Raw genomic sequence first — 20,864 nt, forward strand, 5'->3', positions numbered from 1 at the left:
TCGTGTCCTGTATCCAGGTAGCGGTCTATTTGGACTGGCCGGTTCCGCCGCCCGTGGCGGGCATCAGCATGTTGGACATGCCGCCATCGACCAGCACGTCGATGCCATTGATATGCCCTGCCTGCGGCGAACACAGGAACAGGATTGCGCGCGCCACATCTTCGGCTGTGCCGAGCTTTCCCAGCGGAATCGACGCTTCGCGCTGGCGGCGGCGGGCTTCGTCGTCATACCCGGCCTTGGTCATCGGGGTATAGGTCGGCCCCGGAGAAACGGTGTTGCAGCGGATACGGTCGGGCCCCCATTCGATCGAAAGCTGGCGCATCAGCATCAGGAGCGCCGCCTTGCTGGATGAATAGAACCCCAGCGCCGGGGTCGGCTGCGTGGCCGACATCGACGCGGTGGCGATGAACGCGCCCTGGCTTTCGCGCAGCCAGGGATGCGCCGCCTTGCCGATCAGCCAGGTTGCGCGGGTGTTGATGCCATAGATCAGATCGAACTGTTCGGCCGCAAGATCGACCAGCGCGCCGCCCATGATGATCCCGGCGTTGGAAATCACCGCGTCGATCCCGCCCATGTGCGCAATCGCGGCATCGACGATCCGCGTGCCGCAATCGAGTTCGGACAGGTCCACGACCACGCTGGCCGCGCGCGGACCGATGGCGTCGGCCACGACGGCAAGGTTCGCCGCGTCACGGTCGGCCAGCAGCATCTGGTGATCGCCTGCAATGGCCGAACCGTCGACCAGCAGTTCGGCGCAGGCCCTGCCGATGCCGCTGGCTGCGCCGGTTATTATGAAGCGCATCGCGTAAGTCCCTTATTCGGAGAGATCGAGTTCCGCGATCAACTGCTGGCGCAGCTTGAACTTCTGGATCTTGGAAGCCGACATGGGCCATTCGTCGATTACGCGGATGTGGCGCGGCACCTTGAACGAAGCGATGCGCTTGCCGACGAAGGCGATGAGTTCGGCCTCGAAATCCTGGGGCGAGACGTCGATCGGGCCTTCGGTTTCGACAAAAGCCGCCGGGATTTCGGCAAGCCGCGCGTCGGGCAGGCCAACGACCTGCGCCAGGCGCACCGAAGGATGGGCGGCAAGCACGGCTTCCACTTCGGCGGCGGCAACATTTTCGCCACCCACCTTGAGCATGTCCTTGAAGCGGCCGTGGAACATCAGGTGCCCGGCCTCGTCGAGCGAACCGATATCGCCCGAATGATACCAGCCTTGCCGGTCCAGCGCCTCGGCCGTCTTGACCGGATCCTTGTGGTACCCGTGGAACAGGTTGTAGCCACGGATCAGCACTTCGCCGCGTTCGCCCGTGGGCAGGTCGTTGCCATCTGCATCGACGATGCGCACTTCAACGCCCAGAAGCGGCGTGCCGAGCCGGGTGAAGCCCATTTCGGGGTCCATGTCGTACCCGCCGGTGGTGACGATGCCGCTGGCTTCGGTCATCCCGAAGGTGCCGACCTGGCGCATGCCGGGCGCCTTTTCCCGATAGGCCTGGCCCACGCTGGCCGGCATGAACGCAAAGCAGGAGTTCTGCAACCGGACCGAGGACATGTCCGTCCTGGTCCAATCGGGGTGCGCGATCATCGCCTGGTGGAAGGTGACGAAGGGCAGGAACATCATCGTCACCTTTTCCGCCTCGATCTGGCGCAGGCTTTCGCCAGGATCGAAGTGCGGCTGGCCGATGAACGTCCCCGCGACGTTCACCGCGCCCAGCATGGCGAGCATCGCGGCAATGTGGAACAGCGGCATCGGCGACCACGCCCGCTCGTCAGGCTGGAAGGCCCAGCGGTTGGCGGTGAGGTTGATCGTTTCGCGCACGATCGCCTCATGGCTGAGCAGGCAGCCCTTGGGGTTGGCCGATGTGCCCGACGTGTAGAGGATCATCGCCGTGTCGCGCAGGCGCACGCACAGGCGGCGGTGGTGCACGGTGTTGACGGATATGGCAGCCGCTGCGGCGTCGAACGCATCATGGCCAAGGAAGCCGGGGGCGGTGGTTGCCGCCCCGGCGCCATCGCTGCTGCGCAGCACCACGATGCGGCGCAGCGCGGGCGCATCGGCAAGCGCCAGCGCCGCAGGATCGGCCTGCTGCGCCAGATCGGGGAACGCTTCGGCCAGACGGCCAGTGAAGTTGACATGCTGCGTCCGGGTATCGTCGGTGACGATGGCGACGAGATCGGCGTTGTCGGCCACATAGGCCATTTCGGGCGCCTTGTAGCGCGCGTTCATCAGCACCGAAACCGCGCCGACCATGGCATTGGCGAACAGTGTTTCGACAAAGGCGATGCCCGATGGCAGCAGCACGCCGACATGATCGCCCGGCCCGACGCCCAGCGCGAGCAGTGCGCGGGCCTTGTGCAGCACGGCTTCGACCAGTTCGGCGTATGTCTTGCGGCCTTCGGGGAAGACCAGCGCTTCCTTGTCCGGTGCGCGGTCATATGCGCTCAGCAGCAGGTCGCCCAGAGTCGTCGCCACGATCCGCACGCGCGCCGGATCTTCCGACAGGGTCGTCGAATAGTCCCACCCTGCTTCCTTGTCCGTCATCCCCAAACCCATCCCGTCACTTGTATCCAATTTTACCGGAAAAACCCCCGAACCTTACGACTACGCACCGCCCGTCCTGTGCGGGCCTTCCGACCGATAGGGGCCAACCGATAGTGGCGCCGCCGTGCCGGCGTGCTGCGATGGTCAGCCGCAGCCAACCACGCCGCCATCGCGCGGGATCTGCGCCAGCAGGGCGGGGTCGACGCTGTCCTCATCGCGCATGTGCGTGGTCATCCTCGTGGGGAAGAAGCAGGGAATCGCCGCGTTCACGGTCATGTTGGGTTCGGCAAGATCGCCCGCCAGATCGCGCGTCATCATGCGCACGGCAGCCTTGGAGGCGGCATAGCTGTATGCCCTGAGCCGTTTGATCTTCACGCCTGCCGCGGACCCGATGTTGATGACCCGCGCCGGATCATCGGGGGCGCCGGTCGCCGCCAGTTCAGGCAGCCGTTCGCGCACCGGGATAAACGGCGTCTGCACGTTCACCGCCGCGAGGCCCGGCCACGCCTTGTCGGGGAAGGCATTGATTTCGCCGCCCCAGCGCCTGCGCGCCGCCGGAAACCAGCGCGGTCTTGCCCGTCAGGTCGAACAGGCTTGCGGCAAACGATTCCGCCACCATCAAATCACCACCGAAATCTTGCCGAAGGAATGCTTGTCGCGCAGGTGCAGCAGCGCCTCGCGCGCTTCGGTCAGCGGGAAGGTCCGCTCGATCACAGGCTTGATCTTGTGCTTCTCGGCAAAGGTCAGCATGTCGCGGAAGTCGATGATGTCGCCCACCTGGCTGCCGAGCAGCGTCGCGCTCTTGAGGAAGAGGTCGGTGGCGTTGAACTTGATCTCATTGCCCGCGGTCGATCCGTAGATCACGATACGGCCGCCGGGATTGATCGCGCGGATATAGTTGGGCAGGCTGGGGCTGGGCGCACCGTCGAGCACGACATCGACGCCGCCGGTCATCTTGCCGACCTTCTTGCGCCATTCGGGATCAGTGAACAGCAACCCGTCCTTCGCGCCCATGGTGCGGGCATTTTCAAGAACTTCCTCGCTTTCGCCGGTGCACCAGACATCGCAACCGAGCGCCACAGCAAAAGCCAGACCGAACGTCGCCACGCCGCCGCCGATGCCGGAGATCAGCAGCTTTTCGCCGGGCTTGAGCTGGCCCTTGAACATCAGCGCGCGCCACGAGGTCAGCGCGGTCAGCGGCATCGCGCCGGCTTCTTCCCACGTCATGAAGGCGGGCTTGGGGGCAAGGTTTTCCACCGGAACGCAGATATATTCCGCGATCGTGCCGGTGAAGGGCATGCCCAGCAGGCCGAAATCGGGCGCCGGGGTATCGCGGCGCGGACCCCACTGGCGGGCGGGGTAGAGGATGACTTCATCGCCAACGCTGGCGCCGGTCACGCCTTCGCCCAGCATATCGACAACGCCCGCGCCATCGCAGCCCATCACCGAAGGCACGGTCATGCCCGGATACTGGCCGTGCGCGATGAACAGTTCGCGGTGATTTACCGAAGCGGCCTTGACCGCAACACGAACTTCACCGGGACCGGGGGTGGGGACATCGACTTCCCGCACCGCGACAGCTTCTGGGCCATCGGTTGATTCGAGCAGTAGCGCCTTCATTTTCGTCATCATGTCGTATCCCGGTTGAAGGGGCCGCGTGGAACGGCCATTTTTGGTCGCGGTGCGCGGTCTTGGCCCCTGCGGAACCTGTCTACAGATAGGCAGGCCCGACAGCAGCCAGGACCGGGAGCCGGTTGGCACGTCAATCAATCGCTTAACCCGTCTATGAATTGGACCGTGGCAGACCCAGGCTCTCCGCGATGCCGTTGCGCACCATTTCGTTGGTGATCGGTCCGATGCGTCACAGGCGGCTGTCGCGCCAATATCGTTGCATGTCGGTTTCCGCCGAATGGCCGCGGCGCTGATGATCGTGGTGTGAAACGCATGGCTGGCGCGGATTGCGGTCAGCAGGTCCGCTGGATCATGCTCCGACCCCGTGTCCGGCACGCGGCGTAGACGCCGACGTGCGGCCGCAGGTCGCGCATCTGCGCGCTGTCCAGTGCGGGTATCCAGCGTTCATATCCGAGCCGCCACAGATGGGCCTGCTCATCGAGCAGGTCGCGCGTCGCGGCAAGGTCGATCGGCGTCAGCCGCTTGTGGCGATGGGCTTCGATCTCGACCACGGATTCGCGGCGGATCAGCGGGGCGCCGGTACGGACAAGCGAAAGCGACATGGCGGGAACAGGCTCACAGGAAGAACGGAGTGATGTGCACGGGCACAATTTCTGCCTTACGCCGTCGCAAACAAGATTCTATAGAATATATCTTTGGGCAGTCTGTGGCCTTTTGCCGCACTGAATGGAGGCGCGGCGCGCGGCGTGGCTGGCCTGCGATAGTCTGGGCGCGGCGCAACTACATGCGGCGCTTGCCCGCGCAGCGGCGTTTCGGGACGATGGCAGGCAATATTGTGACATCCGTGCAGCAAGGAGAGGCGCATGACCCGTTTTCGCACGCTCGATCATCCAATGATGCCCGCCATCGCGTGGAATCCCGCTCGTCCGGCAGAATGGATCAACGATCATATCGCGATGAACCGCGCGACCTCGAACGCCTATCTGATCCCCGGCGATGCGGGCGATGTGGTCATCAACACCGGCACCGCCGTTCAGGGCGAACAGATCCGCAAGAACTTCGAAGCGCTGATCGGGCGGCCGCTGAAGGTCACCACGATCATTTTTACCCAGAGCCACCCGGACCATACCGGCGGCTGGCAGTATTTTGCCGATGAAGGCGTGGAAACCATCGTCCAGTGCAAGTTCCGCCGCATCTGCGAGGAGCGCAAGCAGATGGGACCGTTCTTCGGCCGCCGCAACGCCAAGGTGCTGGCCGCGCTGATCCCGCCGGGCGATACCGGGGCCTACTGGTTCGAGGCGCGCGATCCCGAACCGCTGACGGAGTTTGCCAACGCGCACGATTTCACCGTTTCGGGCCGCCAGTACCAGGCGCTGTCCATCCCTTCGGGCGAAACGCTCGATGCGCTGGCGGTATGGATGCCGCAGGAGCGGACCCTGTTCTTCGGCAACTGGGCCGGCGCGATCATGGGCGCGTTCCCCAACTTCTACACCGCGCGCGGCGATCGTGACCGGTCGGTGGTGTTCTGGCTCGAGGAATGCCGGATGATGATCGACCTGGGCGCCGAGCTGCTGGTTACCGGGCACGACGATCCGATCCGCGGCGCCGATGCAGTGCGCGCCCATCTGTGCAAGCTGCGCGATGCCGTACAGTACATGCACGACAAGACCGTTGCCGGGATGAACGAAGGCCGCACGCTGCCGGAACTCATGGCCTCGATCGCCTTGCCGCCCGAACTGGCGCTCAACGACGGGCGCGGCCCGGTGCGGTGGTACGTGCGGGCAACCTGGGAAGAATATGCGGGCTGGTTCCGCCAGGAACGCACGAGCGAGCTCTACGCCACGCCGCCCAGCGCGGTCTGGCCCGAAGTCGTGGCGCTGGCCGGTGGCGCAGGGGCGCTGGCCGAACGCGCGCGGGCGCACCTTGCGCAGGGCGATCCCGAAAAGGCACTGCATCTGGTGGAAATGGCGGTTGTCGCCGCGCCGGACGATCGCGACGTGCGCGAAACAGAACTTGCCGTGTACGAGGCGCTGGCCGACCTTACCGAGGGCCGCGTGTTCGACGAACTGGGCTGGCTCGAAAGCAGCATCATCGCCACCCGCCGCGCGCTCGACGCCGACACTGGCGCTTAAGGGAGTGCTCGACCATGTCCGCAACGACCGCCGAAAACATCCGCATCACCGATCTTGCCAACCCGGTCCTGACCGAAATGCAGAAAGGCGCGCTGGCCTTTGCCGCGGCCAACCCGACCACCCTGACGCCCGAAGCCGTGCTGGCCGCCGCGCAGGCGCAGACCGGGCTGAGCGACTTCGGCCCCGGCGATTTCCGCGAACGGTTGGCCGTGTGGATGCGCGCGGGCGACAACGACGCCGAACTGAGCGCGGTCGGCCGCGGTTCGCTGTTCAGCGAGGCGGTTCGGCTGGCGTCCAACCGCCTCCAGCTTGAAGACACGGTGCGCCGCCACCCCGAAATCCTCGACATCCCGATTGAGCGTCCGCTGATCCTCGCCGGACTGCCGCGTTCGGGCACGACCTATACCTTGCAACTCATGTCGGCCGATCCGCGCCTGCGCTCGCTGCCGCACTGGGAAGCGGTGCGGCCCATCGCCGCGCCGTGGATCAAGGACGGCCACGATAGCAGACACGATCTGTGCGCCGCCGAATGGGCGCAAACCGACGCGATCATGCCCTATATCAAGATGATCCACGAGTTTTCGCCCGATCACATCTCCGAAGACATCGAACTACAGGGGCTGGATTTCGGCGGTTACTACTTCGAATGGATCGCGCACGTCCCCGAATGGCGCGATTACCAGTTCGCCTACGACGCCACGCCGATCCTGCGCTATGTGCGCAAGGCGATGCAGGTGCTTTCGTGGCAGAAAGGCCCCAACCGCTGGGTCAGCAAATGCCCGCAGCACATGGAACAGTTGCCTGCCGTGCGCGGCGCCTTTCCCGACAGCTATGTCGTCATCAACCACCGCGATCCGGTGGCGTCGATCCAGTCGGCGATCACCGGCATCGCCTATGGCGCGCGGCTTACGCGGACGCGGGTCGACATGCGCGGCATCGCGCAATACTGGATCGACCGCTACGAACGCCTGTTGCGCGCGTGCGTGCGCGACCGCGATTTGATCGACGCAAGCCAGTCTTACGACCTGTATTTCCACGAACTGATGGCCGATCCGTTCGGCCAGCTTGAACGCGTATATGCCGGGGCGCAGGTTCCCTTCGACCAGCAGACGCGCGATGCTTTCCAGCAGGCGATCGACCACAACAAACGCGGCAAGCATGGCCAGCTCGTGTACAACCTGCGCGAGGATTTCGGCATCGAACCGGCCGCGATCCGCGAACGCTTCCAGTTTTATTACGACCGCTTCCCCGATGTGCGAATCGAGGTGAAATAGGCCGGGCCCCTCCCGCGCGCGCTGTCTGGCGGGCGCGCCCTGCCGTAAGGAAGGTTTGCGCACTGGCGCTGCCGGGCATGGTCCGGTTCCGATGCGCGCCGCGATTGCCCCGGCGCGCCGCTGGCCCGCATGTGCAGGCCGCGCTGGAACATGTGGAGCGGAAATGAGCGGATTGTTGTCGGTTGAAGATAAGGTCGCGCTGGTCACCGGAGGCGGCAGCGGCATCGGGCGCATGATCGCGCAGGTGCTCGTGGCCGAAGGGGCAAAGACCTATATCGTGGGCCGCACGCGCGAAACGCTCGAAGCGACCGCGTTGGAACTGTCTGCCCATGGCACCTGCATTGCCCTGGCGGGCGATCTGTCCAGCGTCGATGGGGCGAAGGCGGTTGCCGCCGCTTTCGCGGCGCAGGAGCCGAAGCTGGACCTGCTCGTGAACAACGCCGGCACGATGTACGATGCCCCGCTCGACAGCTTTACCGAAGAAGGCTGGGACATGGTTGTGGATCTCAACCTCAAATCGGTGTTCTTCTTCACGCAGGCACTGCTGCCGCAATTGCGCGCAGCGGCATCGGCGCCGTGCCATGCCGCCGTGGTCAACATCGGCTCCATCGGCGGGCTGCGCATCGGACCGAAGGAAAACTATTCATATCAGGCCGCCAAGGCCGCGCTGCACCACATGTCGGGCGGACTCGCCAAGCGCCTGGCCGCCGAACACATCACCGTCAACGCCATCGCCCCCGGTTTCTTCCCGTCGGCGCTGACGCCGGTGGACAAGCCGGAAATTGTCGAAATGATGTCCGGCATGGTTCCGCGCAAGCGCATCGGCACGCCCGATGACATCGGCGGCACCGTGGCCTTCCTTGCCAGTCGGGCCGCCAGCTTCATTACCGGGGCGGTCATCCCGCTCGAAGGCGGCATGGCGCTCTGACCGACAGGAAGCCGCAGATGAGCGCCCCCGACATCACGCTGTTCACCGCTGCCATTGACCCGGCCGATATCGCCGATCTGCGCACGCGCCTTGGCCGCACCCGCTGGGCCGACTGGCTTCCCGGCAGCGGCTGGGGCTATGGCACCGATGAAAGCTATATCCGGCGGCTGTGCGCCTACTGGCAGGACGGCTTCGATTTTGACGGATTTGCCGCACGCCTGAATGCCTGGCCGCAATTCCTGACCCAGGTCGATGGGGAGCAGTTGCATTTCTACCACATCCGCTCTGCGGTGGAAGCCGCACGGCCGCTGGTGCTGGTCCATGGCTGGCCCGGTTCGGTGGTGGAGTTCCTCGACCTTATCGGGCCGCTGACCGATCCTGTGGCGCATGGCGGCGATCCCGCCGATGCCTTTCATGTCATCGTGCCATCCCTGCCTGGCTATGGCTTTTCCGGCCCGACCCGCCAGCCCGGCGTTACGGCGCAAAAGGCCGGCGCGATGATCGCCGCGGTGATGGAGGCGCTGGGCTATCCGCGCTATTTCCTGCAAGGCGGGGACTGGGGCTCCATCGTGACCAGCGCGATGGCCCAGAATTTTCCCGATCGCGTGGCGGCGCTCCATGTCAACATGGCGCCGGGCGGCCCGCCCAACCCCGCCATACCGGTCGAAGGGCTGGATGCGGACGAAGCCGCCGAATACGCCCGCCTGGGGCAGCACATGGCGATTGACGCAGGCTATGCCTTCATCCAGACGACCCGGCCGCAGACGCTCGCCGTGGCGATGAACGATTCGCCTGCCGGGCTTGCCGCATGGATCATCGACAAGTTCCATGCCTGGACTGACCATGGCGGCGATCTGGATGCCGTGTTCGATTTTGACCACCTGCTCGACAACCTGTCGCTCTACTGGTTCACCGGCACGGCCGCGTCCAGTTTCCGGCTCTATCATGAAACCAATTTCCGCGCGGCCTATGCCCATGCGGTGGTTGATGTTCCGACCGGAATAGCCAGATTTGCAGGCGAACCGTTCCGGTGGCCGCGTTCTTTGATCGAGCGTAACTACCGCAACGTGACGGACTGGCAGGAATTGCCGCTGGGCGGGCACTTTGCGGCCTTCCAGCGCAAGGACGATTTTTTGCGCGTTGTGCGGGCCTTCTTTGCCCGGCAATCGCCTTGACCGTACGACCGTGGATGCCTGCCTGTAATGCAACCTGATGATGAGGGGACTAAGACGATGGCCATATCAGAGTCGGCCGGTGGCCCTGCCATTCACTCGCTGGATCATTTCTGCCTGACGGTGCCCGATCTGGATGAAGCGCGCACGTTCTTTACCGAGTTCGGCTTGGATGTGCGCGCCGCGAACGGCACGCTGGAGCTTTACACCTTCGGCCACCCGCACCGCTGGGCGGTGCTGCGCCCCGGCGGCCGCAAAAAGCTGGAATACATCACGTTCGGCGTGTTCAAGGGCGATCTGGACCGCTTCCGGGAAAAATTTGCCGCTCTGGGCGTCGAAACCATCGACACGCCGGCCAACGGCGAACCCGGCGGCATCTGGTTCCGCAATCCCGACGGCCTGCCGATGCAGGTCATCGAAGCGGAAAAATGTTCGCCCGATACCAAGGCCGAGTTCCTCACCCGTTCGGTCGGGCCGGGGGAATGTGCCGCCATTCCGCGCAGCAAGGCGCCGCGCGTGCGCCCGCGCCGCCTGTCGCACTTCCTGTTGTTCACCAGCGACGTTATGCGCGACATCGCGTTCTACGAGCGGACGCTGGGGCTGAAGCTGTCGGACCGTTCGGCCGATGCCGTGGCGTTCCTGCACGGGGTCCACGGCAGCGACCACCACCTGCTCGCGCTGGGTGGTTCGACCGGCCCCGGCATGCACCATTCAAGCTGGGATGTCGGGTCGATCCAGGAAGTGGGCGTTGGCGGCGCGCATATGGCGAGCCTTGGCTATGACAAGGGCTGGGGGGTGGGCCAGCATGTGCTGGGCGCCAACTACTTCCAGTATGTGCCCGATCCGTGGGGCAGCTATGCCGAATATAGTTGCGACATCGACTTCGTGCCCGCCGGGTTCGATTGGCCCGCAGCCGACCATCCGCCCGAAGATTCGATGTTCCTGTGGGGTCCGCCGCCGCCGGAAAACTTCATCGCCAATACGGAGCTTCAGGACGCCTGAAGCGTTGGGCCAGGGCGTGTCCCCGGCCCGTCACTATCCCGACGAGACAAGGAACAGACAACGATGGCAACGCTAGTATTCCTCCACGGCGGCGGCATGGGCGGCTGGGTGTGGGACGAGATCGCCACAACCCTGCGCGGCGAAGGCCACAAGGTTTTCACCCCCACCTTCACCGGTTTCGGGGAACGTTCGCACCTGATCAGCCGCGATGTCACGCATGATGTCCACGTGACCGACATCGTCAACGTTCTGACCTTCGAGGATCTGCGCGACGTCGTGCTCGTGGCGTTCAGCTATGGCGGTTCGGTGGCGCCGGGTGTCGTCGCCCGTGCCGGCGATCGCGTCCGCCGCGTTGTCTATTTCGACGGTATCGTGCCGCTGACCGGCAAGGCCGTGGGCGAAGCCATCGGTTACATGAAGACCGAAGACGCCGCCGGGCTGGACGCGCTGCTCGCGTCGGGCGAAGGCCCGATCGGCACCGGGGTCGATGAAATGCAGCGCAACGGCGCGAAGGAAAAACCGATGAAAATGTCGGCGGAAAAGCAGGAATGGCTGCTGGCCCATCTCAGCGACATGCCCCTGCGCGGCATGGTCAGCCCGGTCACCCACGGCGGCGAAGCGATCGACAAGCCAGTGGATTATCTCGGCATCCTTGGCGACGTGATGGACCCGGCGCAGCACGACCGCGCCCGCGCGCTGGGCTGGAACGTGCAGACCGCCGGGCCGGACATCGACCACGCCTTCATCGTCGGCGCGCCGAATCGCGCGCTCGATTTCCTCCGCCCCTTGCTGTGATCCGCACTGGGCCGATCCGCGCCGTGCGCGCGTCCGGTCCTGGCCTGCCTCAGTCCCGCGCGGCCTTCGCTTCGGCTGCAATGCGCGCCGGGGTGCCGAATTCGCGCGACCATTCCATCAAGGCCCAGATCGCCGGTTCCAGGGCGATGGTGGCGTCAGTCATGCCATATTCGACGCGCGGCGGCACCTCGGCAAAGACGGTGCGGGTAACCAGCCCGTCCGCCTCCAGTTCGCGCAACTGGCGGGTCAGCATGTGCTGCGTTACCCCGTTGATCGTGCGCAGCAATTCCCCGAAGCGGTGCGGGCGATGATAGAGCAGCCAGAGAATCTCCAGCTTCCACTTGCCGGATATCAGGGTGAGCGCCCGACGCAGTTCGGCATATTCTTCGGGCTTGACGTCCCTGTTCTTCGCAATAGGCACATCCATGATACTAACCTGCCAAAATTGATCCTACTTGTTACGATTCATGCTGGCCGATAACTGGCGCAATTGGAAGCCGGGAACGGGTTTCAGCGCGGCGGCGGCAGCTTCGGACCGCACGCGACCGTTCCGGCACAGCGCGTGGAGAGCCTTGCCATGGATTTTCAATTGCCCGATCCCGTGATCCCCGATCACGTCCCCGCCGATCTGGTCCGCCCGTTCCCCTACATGTTCGGGACCACGACCGCGGCCGATCCGTTCAATGAATGGGCGCCGGCGGTGCATCAGGGCCCGCCGATCTTCTATGCCCCCCACGCCTATCCCGGCGCGACCCCGGCATGGATCGTGCGCCGCGTCGAAGACCTGCGCCAAGTCTACATGGACACCGATACTTTCTCCAGCAAGGACTTCTCCCCCTATTCCAAGATGATCGGGGATACCTGGACCAACCTGCCGGTGGAAATCGACCCGCCGCACCACGGCAAATACCGGGCGTTCATCAACCCGCTGTTCACCCCTTCGGCCATGGCCAAACTGGAAGGGCGTATCCGCAGCTATGCCATAGAATATATCGAAGGTTTCCGCGAAAGCGGTTCGTGCGAGTTCATGGCCGATTTCGCTTTCGAGTTTCCGATCAAGGTGTTCCTTGAGCTGATGGACTTCCCGCTCAGCAACACGGCGCAGTTCCTCGAATGGGAAACCGGCCTGCTGCACGAAATGGATATGGCCAAGATGGCGCAGGCGACGCGCAACGTCGTCGGCTTCCTGCGCGAACAGATCACCGAACGCCGCCGCAACCCGCGCGACGACATCATCAGCTATGCGCTGGGGGTGGAGATCGAAGGGCGCAAGCTGACAGAGGACGAACTGGTCGGCTTTGCCTTCAACCTGTTCATCGGCGGGCTGGATACGGTATCGACCAACATGGGGCTGCAGTTCCTGCATCTGGCGCGCAACCCGGAACACCAGACCTACCTCAAGGAAAACCCGCAGCACATCCAGCACGCCATCGACGAAATGATGCGCGCCTATGCCGCAGTCACCACGTTCCGCACCTGCACCCGCGAGACAGAGCTAGGCGGCGTGCGGATGATGCCGGGCGACAAGGTGGCGATGTCGACCACGCTGGCCGGGCGCGACCCCGAAGCCTTCCCCGATCCAGGCGCTGTCCGGTTCGATCGCAACCCCCGCCACGTCTCTTTCGGGTTTGGCCCGCACATGTGCGTCGGCATGCACCTGGCGCGCCGCGAAATGCGCATTGCGATCGAGGAGTTCGTGCAGCGCATCCCGCAATTCGGCGTCGCGCCGGGGCACCGGATCGAATACCATCTGGGAATGATTCAGCCGGTAACGCTGCCACTGGTCTGGTAGAGCCGAAGGCCGGCCGGATACGGATAAGGAGAGGACATGCCACAGTTCGCCTATGTCGTGCACAGCAACCCGGTTCCGGGGCGCGAGGACGAATATAATGACTGGTACAGCAACCGCCATCTGGCCGACGTTGTCGCCGTGCCCGGCTTCGTATCGGCACAGCGGTTCCGCCTGACCGATGTGGTAGCGGACAACCTGCCTTCGCAGCGGTACATGGCCATCTACACGATGGACACCGACGAACCCGAAAAGGTGCTGGAACACCTGACGTCGCTGGTGGAAACCGGCGCCATGCACATGAGCGAAGCCTTCTCGATGGAAGGCATGGCAACGCATCTCTACCAGGCGATCACGCCGCTGGTAGTTGCCACCGGAGAGGACAACTGACATGGCCGAAAAAGAGTTCACCGGCAAAGTCGTACTGGTAACCGGCGCGGCATCGGGGCTGGGCCGCGCCGCGGCACTGCGCTTTGCGGCCGAGGGCGCGCAGGTGTGCCTTGCCGACCTCAACGCCGAAGGGCTGGTCGAAACCGCCCGACGGATCACCGCCGCCGGGGGCGAAAGCGCAAGCTGTGCTGGCGACCTGGGCGATCCGGCCCACTGCGCGGAGGCGGTCGCCACCGCTATCGAAGCGTTCGGGCGGCTCGATGTGCTGTGCAACGTCGCAGGCATCCTGCGCTTCCACGCGCTCGCCAAGGTGACGGCCGATGACTGGGCACGCCTGTTCGCGGCCAATGTCAGCGCGCCGTTCTTCATGATGCAGGCGGCCATGCCGCATCTGGTCGAAACGAAAGGTAATGTGGTGAACGTGGTGTCGACCGCCGCGTTCCTCGGCCAGGCCTACACCGCGCCGTACAGCGCAACCAAGGCGGCCCTGCTGAGCCTGACCAAATCGCTGGCGATGGAATTCATGCACGCCCCGGTGCGGATCAATGCGCTGGCCCCCGGCGGGATGATGACCGAAATGGTCCAGACGCTGGAGTTTCCGCAGGACGCGGACCAGAGCCTGATTGCCCGCTACATCGGGTTGCGCCCCCCGGCGCAACCGGAAGACATTGTCGAGCCGATGCTGTTTCTGGCGTCCGACCGCGCCCGCACGGTCCATGGCGCCTGCTACACCGCAGACAGCGGTATAACCGCGGGCTGACCCCGCCGCCGGCGTCACCGCTGGCCTGAAACCGGATATGGCGCAAGCCCGTGCCTGCTGCTGCGGCAGCGGACGGGCTTGCGGTGCTGACGATTGCCGATATCCGCACGATCTCGCCGGGCCTGACCTTCTCCTCCGAACGGGGCAAGGACAACACCGCCGTCACCCTGCGCGGCATCGGCCAGATCCCGACCGGCGAAGTCACGCCGGGCGTCGTCACCCATTTCGCCAATGTTCCGATGGCCTCGTTCGGCGATTTCACGCTGCGCAACATCTTCGGCTTCCGCAAGAACCGCAGCGATCAGTCGATCAACACCGCCGCGCTGGGGCCGACGGCGCTGCCCGGAGCGCTGTTCGGCGTGCCGTTCACCCTGTTCCACGCATCGGCCCTGATCCAGCGCCAGTGCCTGACCGATGAAGTCCAATTCCTTGGCAATTTCGACCGCTTCAACGTCATCGTGGGCGGGTTCGACATCGGCGTCTTCGCCCGCAACCTGACCAGGCAACGCTACTTTGCCGCGCCCAACATGTTGCTCAAGAGCTTCCCGGTCAATTCGGTCGCTGTCGGCGATCCGCGCCCCAAAGCAAAGAGGCCGAAACCGGACTTCCCCGGTTTCGACCTCTTTTCGTTTTTGCAGTTCAGCGAACCGGGTTGCGCGCGATCACACGTCCCACAGCACCGGCACCGCATCGGGGCCGCGCATGTTCAACCCGCGGATCTGCGGGTGCGGGAAGGCCGGGTCGAAGCGCAGGTTCGGCAGATCGAGCATCGCGTCGAGCGCCACCTCCATTTCCGCCAGCGCCATGTGCATGCCTATGCACATGTGCGGCCCGAAGCCGAAGCTGAGCAGCGGTCGCATCGGGCGCTTGAGCCACAGGCGGTCCGGGTCTTCATAGACTTCGGGATCGCGGTTGGCCGAGGCGATGGACAGCAGCACCGCCGTCCCCTTGGCCACGGCATTGCCGCCGATTTCCATGTCCTTGGCCGCGACCCTGGCCACCGCGCCCGCAGTGGGATCACGGCGCATGGTTTCGATCACCGCCTTGGGCACCAGCGTGCGGTCGGCACGCACTTCTTCCAGCACGTCGGGGTTTTCGAGAAGCTGCACCATCATGTTGGCGATGCTGCGGGTGGTCGTTTCCCCCGCGGCTAGCAGCAGCATGCGGATGAAGGCGGCGATCTGTTCGTCGCTGAAGGTGCGGCCATCGTCGTTGACCTGCATCATGTGGCCAAGGATATCGGCGCGCATGTCGCCACGCTGGCGATAGGCCTGCACGATCGGCAGGACGGTGTCGTACATGGCCTGGCCCGCGACCATCGACTGCGGAATGGTGATCGCTGCAACGGCCGGATCGGTCTGCGGCGCGGCCACCACCTGGATCGCCCAGCTTGCCAGGTTCTGCAGCAGATCCTTGTCGTGCGGGAAGCCGAAGTACTGGTACATCGCCCGGATCGGGAAGGGCAGGGCAAGATCGCGCAGCAGGTCGGCCTTGCCGCGCGGACGCAGTTCTTCGATGAACTCCTGCATCAGCACCGGCTTGATCAGCGTGTCGATCAGCTTGCGGATTTCAGAGCGGATGAAGGGCCGCTGCAGCAGCGCGCGGATGTGGTCGTGCTCCTCGCCGTCCATCGCGGTCAGCAGCATGTTGTCCACCGCCGCGCCAAAGCCATCGCCGACGATGTAGGACTGCCAGTTTTCCGGGTCCATCAGGACCGCGTGGATATCCTTGTAGCGCAGCAGCGTAATCGTAGGCCGGCCGGTCATCATGTAATCGGCCATGCTGGGGATGCTGTGCTGCTTCAGCAGATCGCCGTGCATGACCGGGCAGCGCGCGCGCTGTTCCTCAAACATCGGATAGGGATTGGCCGGGGCATTGCCGGAATAGCCGTTGGTCACCAGCGTATAGTCGGAAACCATGCGATCAAGCGGATCGACGGTGATCTGGTCCATTGTAGTCGCCACTCCTCAGGGCTCGCCGCAGGGCGATTAACGGTCGGCATGTGCGGTTTGCCCGCCGAGCTTGCACCTATCGGTTGAAAGGAACAAGTCCGGCGGGCAAAGGGTCGGAGGAAAATTGCAAAGTTGGGCATGCCCAGCATGACCTGGTCGATCATGATCGACCGGCGGGCGATCTTGAACCCGTCCGCCGTCACGCGCGGCCGGTCGTTGCGTTGGGCCGAAAGCTGCTTGTAATCCTTGGCTTCGGCGCGGTTGCGCATCAGAAAAGGGATAGCTCGACACTTCATATTCGTCGGGCAGGTCCGTCTCCCGCACCGAAACGTTGGTCACGAACCGGCGCACATCGTCGCCCATTCCGTCGGATGATGGTGATCGAGCAGGCGTGCCACGCGGATCAGGAAGCCGGTAACGGCATTGGGGACGGGCGAACCCTACGACACTTCGGCGCGGCGCTGGCCTGCGCGCTGGCGCATGGCCAAGGGGAGCCAGCCCGCCGAACAGATAGCCCGCGGGCGCGTCGCGCTGCGGCCAGCGGGTTTCTGCCGCGCTGACCGCAATATGGCCGGACCGGCCCTTGCGTGATCGTGTCGAAATGCCGGCGCCAAGCATGGGCTTATCGCAGCGGCGGGGGTGGAGCGTTACCCGCCCAGGATGTAGAACACCCCCAGCAACGCCGCGCCAAGCACAACGAGCCATGCACCGAACAAAGCCCGCAACACCAGCGGGGCGCTGCGGATTTCCATGAACTCGCTGCCCACGATCCACGCTTTGAGCAGCCCGATGACGATGACTATCGCCCCTGCCGCCTTCGACCCGAACAATGACGATTCGAACGAAAGCACACTGACAACGACCAGCACCAGCCAGAAAACGGTCAGCCGTTTGGATATCCAGGTCATACCGCTGCTCCATGCCGCAACAGGTAAAGCAGGGCGAACAGCATCACCCACAAGAGGTCAACGAGGTGCCAGAACACCGCGCTGCCTTCCAGCACCGCGAAAGGTCCGGTCCACGCCCCGCTGCTGTCGCACTGCCATGCCAGCCAGGTCAGCACGCCAAGCCCGATCAGGACGTGGAGCAGGTGAATCCCGGTGTACATGAAGTAGAAGGTGAAGAAGCTGCTGCTGTTGAGCGTATCGCCATGGCCGATATGCCCACCCCACTCCACCACCTTGACGCCGACGAAAGCCGTCCCCAGCGCAAGCGCCGCAAGGATCAGCCGCCGCGCCCGCGGCGAGCCGCGCCGCGCCGCGTTCACCGCGTGCGCGATGAACCACGAACTTGTCAGCAGCAGGATCGTGTTCGCCAGCCCCAGACCACGGCTCAGCTTTTGCTGTGACAGACCCATTGCGTCGGGATCTCCGACAAGGCTGACCGCATAAGTCACGAACAGCACCCCGAAGACCAGCAGATCGCCGAAAATGAGAACCCAAAGGCCAGGCTCTCCGGGGACATGCCCCCGGAGAGCCGTTTCGTTTCCGTCCGTCGCAGGGTTCACTGCTGATCGTCCGCCAGTGCATTGCGCTTGATTGCCGCCAGCAGGGTGAACTGCGTCGCCGTGATCCACACGCCAAAGACGATGGCGGGAATCCAGAAGGCAGCGATGCCGTTCCACGCGAACGGCCCGATCTTGAACAGGCCGACCACCGCGCCGGGGGCGCTCAGAATGCCAACCCAGATGTTGAGATACCCGTACCAGCGGGGGAGGATGGGCCGCGCGCGACGGTCCTGCAGGATCACCGCGCCGGTGGCGAGATATTGCGTCGTGCCGGGAATGGCCGGGATAACGAGCAGGAACATGCCGAGATCGCTCCACGTCCGCACCATCTCAAGCGATGCGTCGGGACGGAATGCCGCCATGGTGAACGCCAGCCCGCACAGGAATACGGTAAACTGGCCGAACGTGAAGACCAGCGCCGTTACCGTCGTCCAGATCGGCACTTCGCCCTCGATCTTCTTCAGGAACAGCACGATGACGGTGATGAATGGCCAGACGATCGACGCCGCCGTCATCAGCAGGATGCCTCCGACCAGAAAACCGGTACGGTTTTCCTGCACATGCGCCGCAACCTCTTCCACGCCCAGCATCGGGCTGTAGGGCGGGAAGATGTGCATCAACGGCCACATCGCGATGAAGAACAACGTACCCATCAAGGGTCCGGCAAAAACGCCCAGTCTCAGTGCACCCTGTTTCATTATCCACCTCCCACATTGCGGATGTTCGGCAGGGTGTGCCCGAACAGCGATGTGCACAAACATATCTGAAGACAGGGCCAGGCGGTTAATACCGCCTAAGCGTTTAGTCCCGACATGTGATGGTGCGGTTGGACGCCATCCCAGCGGAGGGAGTTATGGGCGAGGTTCTCCACGTTCAATCGCATGCGATTGAACGCCAAGACCACGCAAGCCATTGTCAGCCAGGCCAGCCTCCCCGATTTCCGCCCAGCGCAGGAACCGATCACGGTCGGCGATAGGCACGCCCAGCAGTTCAGCGAAGATCTGAGCCGGGAGCGGACGCGTGAACATCTTCTGGGGGAGAAAGGTTCGGCTCCCGCTCGCGACGATTGCATCGATCAGGTCATCGGCCACCTGCTGAATCCGCGCTGCGCGTTCGTTCACGCGCGCCGCCGAGAAGGCCTTGCCGATCAGCTTGCGATGCAGGGTATGACGCGGTGGATCAACGAAGCTGAGCACCTGCTCCTCTTCCGGTTCGGCGCCTCGCGGAATGACGCCTGGACTGTTCAGGAAAAGCTGATGGTTGCGCGAAACCTCGCGTACCAGAAGATAGGTGGACGCCTGATAACATTTCAAAGTCGTCCTTTTCCCTGAAGTGCGCGACCGGACTTTGCGCGCGATCCTGCGCCATTTTTGCCCAGAGCGCAGGATCGCTGTCGATGAATGCACTTTTGGCCGGCATGTTTCCCTCTCCTATACGAAGCCCGGGTCGTCGTTGCGCCGCAGGTCGTTATGGTCGGGAGAACTGTGCGATCAGGTCGATGGCATGGCGATCCCGACGGTTTTGACCCGCAGGAATTCCGCCAGTCCCTCCTTGCCGCCCTCGCGCCCGTAACCGCTGACGCCCAGCCCGCCAAAGGGACGCTGCGGCTGGATATTCTGCGATCCGTTGACGAGGACCACGCCGCTACGCAATTCTTCCGACAGGCGCAGCGCACGCCCCAGATCACGCGTCTGGATATAAGCGGACAAGCCGTAATCGGTGCTGTTGGCGATGCGGATCGCCTCCGCCTCGTCCTTGAAGCGCGTGATGGCGAGCACCGGCCCGAACACCTCTTCCTGTGCGAGGTGGGAGTCAGGGTCAACATCGGTAAACACGGTGGGCTCGACGAAATAGCCCGATGCCAGCGCCCCGCCGATGCGATTGCCCCCGGCGACCAGCTTGCCCGCACCGTCGGACTTCGCCCGATCGATCGTGGCGAGGATGCGATGCAGCGCTGCTTCGTTCACCACCGGGCCGGACGTCGTTTCCGGAGCGAAGGGATCGCCGACCTTGATCTGCGCGACGCGCGCCAGGGTGCGTTCGACCACTTCGTCGTAAATGTCCTGATGCACCAGCATGCGGGTCGGAAAAGCGCAGCCCTGGCCGCTCATCATGCCGATCGACCCGTCCACGCCAAAGGCGCAGGCCGGATCGAGATCGGCGTCGGGAAAGATGAGATTGGCCGACTTGCCGCCCAGTTCCAGCACGGCGGGCTTGATCTGCTCAGCGCAGGCCGCAAGAATCTTGCGCGCCGTCACTGGCCCGCCGGTAAAGCTCACCTTCTCGACCAGCTTGTGGCGCACCAGCGCCTCGCCGGCGGCGACCGAGCCGGGCACCATGTTGATGACGCCTGCGGGGATGCCCGCTTCGGCTGCAAGTTGCATGAACAATTCGCCCGAATAGGGCGTCATTTCCGACGGCTTCACCACCACGGTGTTGCCCGCCGCGATCGCCGGAGCGACTTTCATGCCCAGCGAGATCAGCGGACCGTTCCATGTGATGATGAGACCGATGACGCCATAGGGTTCCGCCAGCGTGTAGCCCAGCTCGCCGCGCCCCATGACGGTCCCGTTGACCTGGCCCTCGATCCGGTCCGCCCAGCCGGCATAATATTCGATCCAGTTGGCGGCTATCGAAGCGCCGAAAATCGCGAACAGCGCGGGCGTGCCATTGTCGAGCGCGCCCAGCCGGCCAAACTCTTGCGCGTTGGCGCGAACCAGATCGGCAAGGCGGCGCAGCATACGCGCCCGTTCCTGCGGGTCGGACCGCCGCCATGTCGTGAAGGCAGTGGCGGCCGCCGCGACGGCCTCGTCTGTTTCTTCCGCGCCCGCGAGCGGCACCGTGCCGGTGGTGGATGCATCGGCAGGATAGATATGGTGATGCGTTCCGCCCGAGCCGGTGGTGCGCTTCTCGTCGCCGATATGCAGGTGGACGGTAGGGACCGAGCGATCGTTCATCGAATTAACTCTCATTGCAGCACGCACGG

23 protein-coding genes are annotated in these 20,864 nt (G+C 64.3%); 9 read left to right on the forward strand and 14 right to left on the reverse strand.

Annotated elements, in window-relative coordinates; genetic code table 11:
- Positions 1-25 precede the first annotated feature (25 nt).
- The 5 genes from GGR44_RS09380 to GGR44_RS09400 all read right to left on the reverse strand — a co-directional run bounded on the left by GGR44_RS09380 (position 26) and on the right by GGR44_RS09400 (position 4,779).
- Positions 26-802, reverse strand: coding sequence for an SDR family NAD(P)-dependent oxidoreductase (locus GGR44_RS09380; RefSeq protein ID WP_183955335.1), 777 nt, complete (start codon positions 800-802; stop codon positions 26-28).
- 12 nt (positions 803-814) lie between these two features.
- Entirely contained in the window at positions 815-2,545 is a 1,731-nt protein-coding gene (locus tag GGR44_RS09385; protein WP_183955336.1) for a class I adenylate-forming enzyme family protein, read from the reverse strand.
- A 144-nt stretch (positions 2,546-2,689) separates the two neighbouring features.
- Complete coding sequence (locus tag GGR44_RS09390; protein WP_183955599.1) at positions 2,690-3,073, reverse strand: SDR family NAD(P)-dependent oxidoreductase; 384 nt, start codon at positions 3,071-3,073, stop codon at positions 2,690-2,692.
- A 90-nt stretch (positions 3,074-3,163) separates the two neighbouring features.
- On the reverse strand, positions 3,164-4,177 hold the full coding sequence (locus GGR44_RS09395) for a quinone oxidoreductase family protein (RefSeq protein WP_246344491.1): 1,014 nt from the start codon (positions 4,175-4,177) through the stop codon (positions 3,164-3,166).
- Positions 4,178-4,509: 332 nt separating this feature from the next.
- Entirely contained in the window at positions 4,510-4,779 is a 270-nt protein-coding gene (locus tag GGR44_RS09400) for a hypothetical protein (RefSeq protein ID WP_183955337.1), read from the reverse strand.
- A 261-nt stretch (positions 4,780-5,040) separates the two neighbouring features.
- Between GGR44_RS09400 and GGR44_RS09405 the strand changes: the two genes are divergently transcribed.
- The 6 genes from GGR44_RS09405 to GGR44_RS09430 all read left to right on the forward strand — a co-directional run bounded on the left by GGR44_RS09405 (position 5,041) and on the right by GGR44_RS09430 (position 11,480).
- Positions 5,041-6,309: an alkyl sulfatase dimerization domain-containing protein gene (locus GGR44_RS09405; RefSeq protein WP_183955338.1), complete on the forward strand. Its 1,269-nt coding sequence runs from the start codon at positions 5,041-5,043 to the stop codon at positions 6,307-6,309.
- 14 nt (positions 6,310-6,323) lie between these two features.
- Positions 6,324-7,583, forward strand: coding sequence for a sulfotransferase family protein (locus GGR44_RS09410; RefSeq protein WP_183955339.1), 1,260 nt, complete (start codon positions 6,324-6,326; stop codon positions 7,581-7,583).
- 163 nt (positions 7,584-7,746) lie between these two features.
- Positions 7,747-8,511 (forward strand): SDR family oxidoreductase, encoded by a 765-nt coding sequence (locus GGR44_RS09415; RefSeq protein ID WP_183955340.1) that lies wholly within the window; start codon positions 7,747-7,749, stop codon positions 8,509-8,511.
- A 17-nt stretch (positions 8,512-8,528) separates the two neighbouring features.
- On the forward strand, positions 8,529-9,686 hold the full coding sequence (locus GGR44_RS09420; RefSeq protein WP_183955341.1) for an epoxide hydrolase family protein: 1,158 nt from the start codon (positions 8,529-8,531) through the stop codon (positions 9,684-9,686).
- A gap of 57 nt (positions 9,687-9,743) precedes the next feature.
- The gene (locus tag GGR44_RS09425) at positions 9,744-10,685 is read left to right on the forward strand and encodes a VOC family protein (protein WP_183955342.1); all 942 of its coding nucleotides are present in this window, start codon (positions 9,744-9,746) and stop codon (positions 10,683-10,685) included.
- 63 nt (positions 10,686-10,748) lie between these two features.
- Positions 10,749-11,480: an alpha/beta fold hydrolase gene (locus GGR44_RS09430; protein ID WP_183955343.1), complete on the forward strand. Its 732-nt coding sequence runs from the start codon at positions 10,749-10,751 to the stop codon at positions 11,478-11,480.
- A 49-nt stretch (positions 11,481-11,529) separates the two neighbouring features.
- Here GGR44_RS09430 and GGR44_RS09435 read toward each other — a convergent pair whose 3' ends face one another.
- Positions 11,530-11,907 (reverse strand): winged helix-turn-helix transcriptional regulator, encoded by a 378-nt coding sequence (locus GGR44_RS09435; RefSeq protein ID WP_183955344.1) that lies wholly within the window; start codon positions 11,905-11,907, stop codon positions 11,530-11,532.
- A gap of 63 nt (positions 11,908-11,970) precedes the next feature.
- Between GGR44_RS09435 and GGR44_RS09440 the strand changes: the two genes are divergently transcribed.
- From GGR44_RS09440 to GGR44_RS09450, 3 genes are read left to right on the forward strand one after another with little or no spacing between them, the layout of a single operon-like run.
- Positions 11,971-13,272 (forward strand): cytochrome P450, encoded by a 1,302-nt coding sequence (locus tag GGR44_RS09440; RefSeq protein ID WP_246344494.1) that lies wholly within the window; start codon positions 11,971-11,973, stop codon positions 13,270-13,272.
- 36 nt (positions 13,273-13,308) lie between these two features.
- Positions 13,309-13,659 carry a DUF4286 family protein gene (locus GGR44_RS09445; RefSeq protein ID WP_183955345.1) on the forward strand — a complete coding sequence of 117 codons (351 nt, stop codon included), beginning with the start codon at positions 13,309-13,311 and terminating at the stop codon, positions 13,657-13,659.
- A 1-nt stretch (position 13,660) separates the two neighbouring features.
- A complete protein-coding gene (locus GGR44_RS09450; RefSeq protein WP_183955346.1) occupies positions 13,661-14,419 on the forward strand; it encodes an SDR family NAD(P)-dependent oxidoreductase in 759 nt (252 codons plus the stop codon).
- Between the two features lie 14 nt (positions 14,420-14,433).
- On the opposite strand, the gene GGR44_RS09455 is transcribed toward GGR44_RS09450, so the two are convergent.
- The 8 genes from GGR44_RS09455 to GGR44_RS09490 form a co-directional block, all read right to left on the reverse strand.
- Complete coding sequence (locus tag GGR44_RS09455) at positions 14,434-14,925, reverse strand: hypothetical protein (RefSeq protein ID WP_183955347.1); 492 nt, start codon at positions 14,923-14,925, stop codon at positions 14,434-14,436.
- Positions 14,926-15,081: 156 nt separating this feature from the next.
- Positions 15,082-16,371, reverse strand: coding sequence for a cytochrome P450 (locus GGR44_RS09460; protein ID WP_183955348.1), 1,290 nt, complete (start codon positions 16,369-16,371; stop codon positions 15,082-15,084).
- Positions 16,314-16,640: a nuclear transport factor 2 family protein gene (locus GGR44_RS09465; RefSeq protein WP_183955349.1), complete on the reverse strand. Its 327-nt coding sequence runs from the start codon at positions 16,638-16,640 to the stop codon at positions 16,314-16,316. The genes GGR44_RS09460 and GGR44_RS09465 overlap by 58 nt, the downstream gene beginning before the upstream one ends.
- Positions 16,641-17,018: 378 nt before the next feature.
- Complete coding sequence (locus GGR44_RS09470; protein ID WP_183955350.1) at positions 17,019-17,279, reverse strand: cytochrome C oxidase subunit IV family protein; 261 nt, start codon at positions 17,277-17,279, stop codon at positions 17,019-17,021.
- Complete coding sequence (locus GGR44_RS09475; RefSeq protein ID WP_183955351.1) at positions 17,276-17,878, reverse strand: cytochrome c oxidase subunit 3; 603 nt, start codon at positions 17,876-17,878, stop codon at positions 17,276-17,278. Before GGR44_RS09475 ends, GGR44_RS09470 begins: the two co-directional genes overlap by 4 nt.
- Positions 17,875-18,531 carry a hypothetical protein gene (locus tag GGR44_RS09480; RefSeq protein ID WP_183955352.1) on the reverse strand — a complete coding sequence of 219 codons (657 nt, stop codon included), beginning with the start codon at positions 18,529-18,531 and terminating at the stop codon, positions 17,875-17,877. The genes GGR44_RS09475 and GGR44_RS09480 overlap by 4 nt, the downstream gene beginning before the upstream one ends.
- A gap of 198 nt (positions 18,532-18,729) precedes the next feature.
- Positions 18,730-19,191: a cytochrome P450 family protein gene (locus tag GGR44_RS09485; RefSeq protein WP_183955353.1), complete on the reverse strand. Its 462-nt coding sequence runs from the start codon at positions 19,189-19,191 to the stop codon at positions 18,730-18,732.
- Between the two features lie 177 nt (positions 19,192-19,368).
- Positions 19,369-20,835, reverse strand: coding sequence for an aldehyde dehydrogenase family protein (locus tag GGR44_RS09490; protein WP_183955354.1), 1,467 nt, complete (start codon positions 20,833-20,835; stop codon positions 19,369-19,371).
- Between the last annotated feature and the right edge of the window lie 29 nt (positions 20,836-20,864).

The sequence above is a fragment of the Sphingobium fontiphilum genome, assembly GCF_014196635.1.
Lineage (GTDB): Bacteria > Pseudomonadota > Alphaproteobacteria > Sphingomonadales > Sphingomonadaceae > Sphingobium > Sphingobium fontiphilum.

Coding starts and splice junctions, on each gene's coding strand:
- GGR44_RS09380 (WP_183955335.1), bottom strand. CDS start 802: ATGCGCTTCATAATAACCGGCGCAGCCAGCGGCATCGGCAGGGCCTGC.
- GGR44_RS09385 (WP_183955336.1), bottom strand. CDS start 2,545: ATGACGGACAAGGAAGCAGGGTGGGACTATTCGACGACCCTGTCGGAA.
- GGR44_RS09395 (WP_246344491.1), bottom strand. CDS start 4,177: ATGATGACGAAAATGAAGGCGCTACTGCTCGAATCAACCGATGGCCCA.
- GGR44_RS09400 (WP_183955337.1), bottom strand. CDS start 4,779: ATGTCGCTTTCGCTTGTCCGTACCGGCGCCCCGCTGATCCGCCGCGAA.
- GGR44_RS09405 (WP_183955338.1), top strand. CDS start 5,041: ATGACCCGTTTTCGCACGCTCGATCATCCAATGATGCCCGCCATCGCG.
- GGR44_RS09410 (WP_183955339.1), top strand. CDS start 6,324: ATGTCCGCAACGACCGCCGAAAACATCCGCATCACCGATCTTGCCAAC.
- GGR44_RS09415 (WP_183955340.1), top strand. CDS start 7,747: ATGAGCGGATTGTTGTCGGTTGAAGATAAGGTCGCGCTGGTCACCGGA.
- GGR44_RS09420 (WP_183955341.1), top strand. CDS start 8,529: ATGAGCGCCCCCGACATCACGCTGTTCACCGCTGCCATTGACCCGGCC.
- GGR44_RS09425 (WP_183955342.1), top strand. CDS start 9,744: ATGGCCATATCAGAGTCGGCCGGTGGCCCTGCCATTCACTCGCTGGAT.
- GGR44_RS09430 (WP_183955343.1), top strand. CDS start 10,749: ATGGCAACGCTAGTATTCCTCCACGGCGGCGGCATGGGCGGCTGGGTG.
- GGR44_RS09435 (WP_183955344.1), bottom strand. CDS start 11,907: ATGGATGTGCCTATTGCGAAGAACAGGGACGTCAAGCCCGAAGAATAT.
- GGR44_RS09445 (WP_183955345.1), top strand. CDS start 13,309: ATGCCACAGTTCGCCTATGTCGTGCACAGCAACCCGGTTCCGGGGCGC.
- GGR44_RS09450 (WP_183955346.1), top strand. CDS start 13,661: ATGGCCGAAAAAGAGTTCACCGGCAAAGTCGTACTGGTAACCGGCGCG.
- GGR44_RS09460 (WP_183955348.1), bottom strand. CDS start 16,371: ATGGACCAGATCACCGTCGATCCGCTTGATCGCATGGTTTCCGACTAT.
- GGR44_RS09465 (WP_183955349.1), bottom strand. CDS start 16,640: ATGCGCAACCGCGCCGAAGCCAAGGATTACAAGCAGCTTTCGGCCCAA.
- GGR44_RS09470 (WP_183955350.1), bottom strand. CDS start 17,279: ATGACCTGGATATCCAAACGGCTGACCGTTTTCTGGCTGGTGCTGGTC.
- GGR44_RS09480 (WP_183955352.1), bottom strand. CDS start 18,531: ATGGGTACGTTGTTCTTCATCGCGATGTGGCCGTTGATGCACATCTTC.
- GGR44_RS09490 (WP_183955354.1), bottom strand. CDS start 20,835: ATGAACGATCGCTCGGTCCCTACCGTCCACCTGCATATCGGCGACGAG.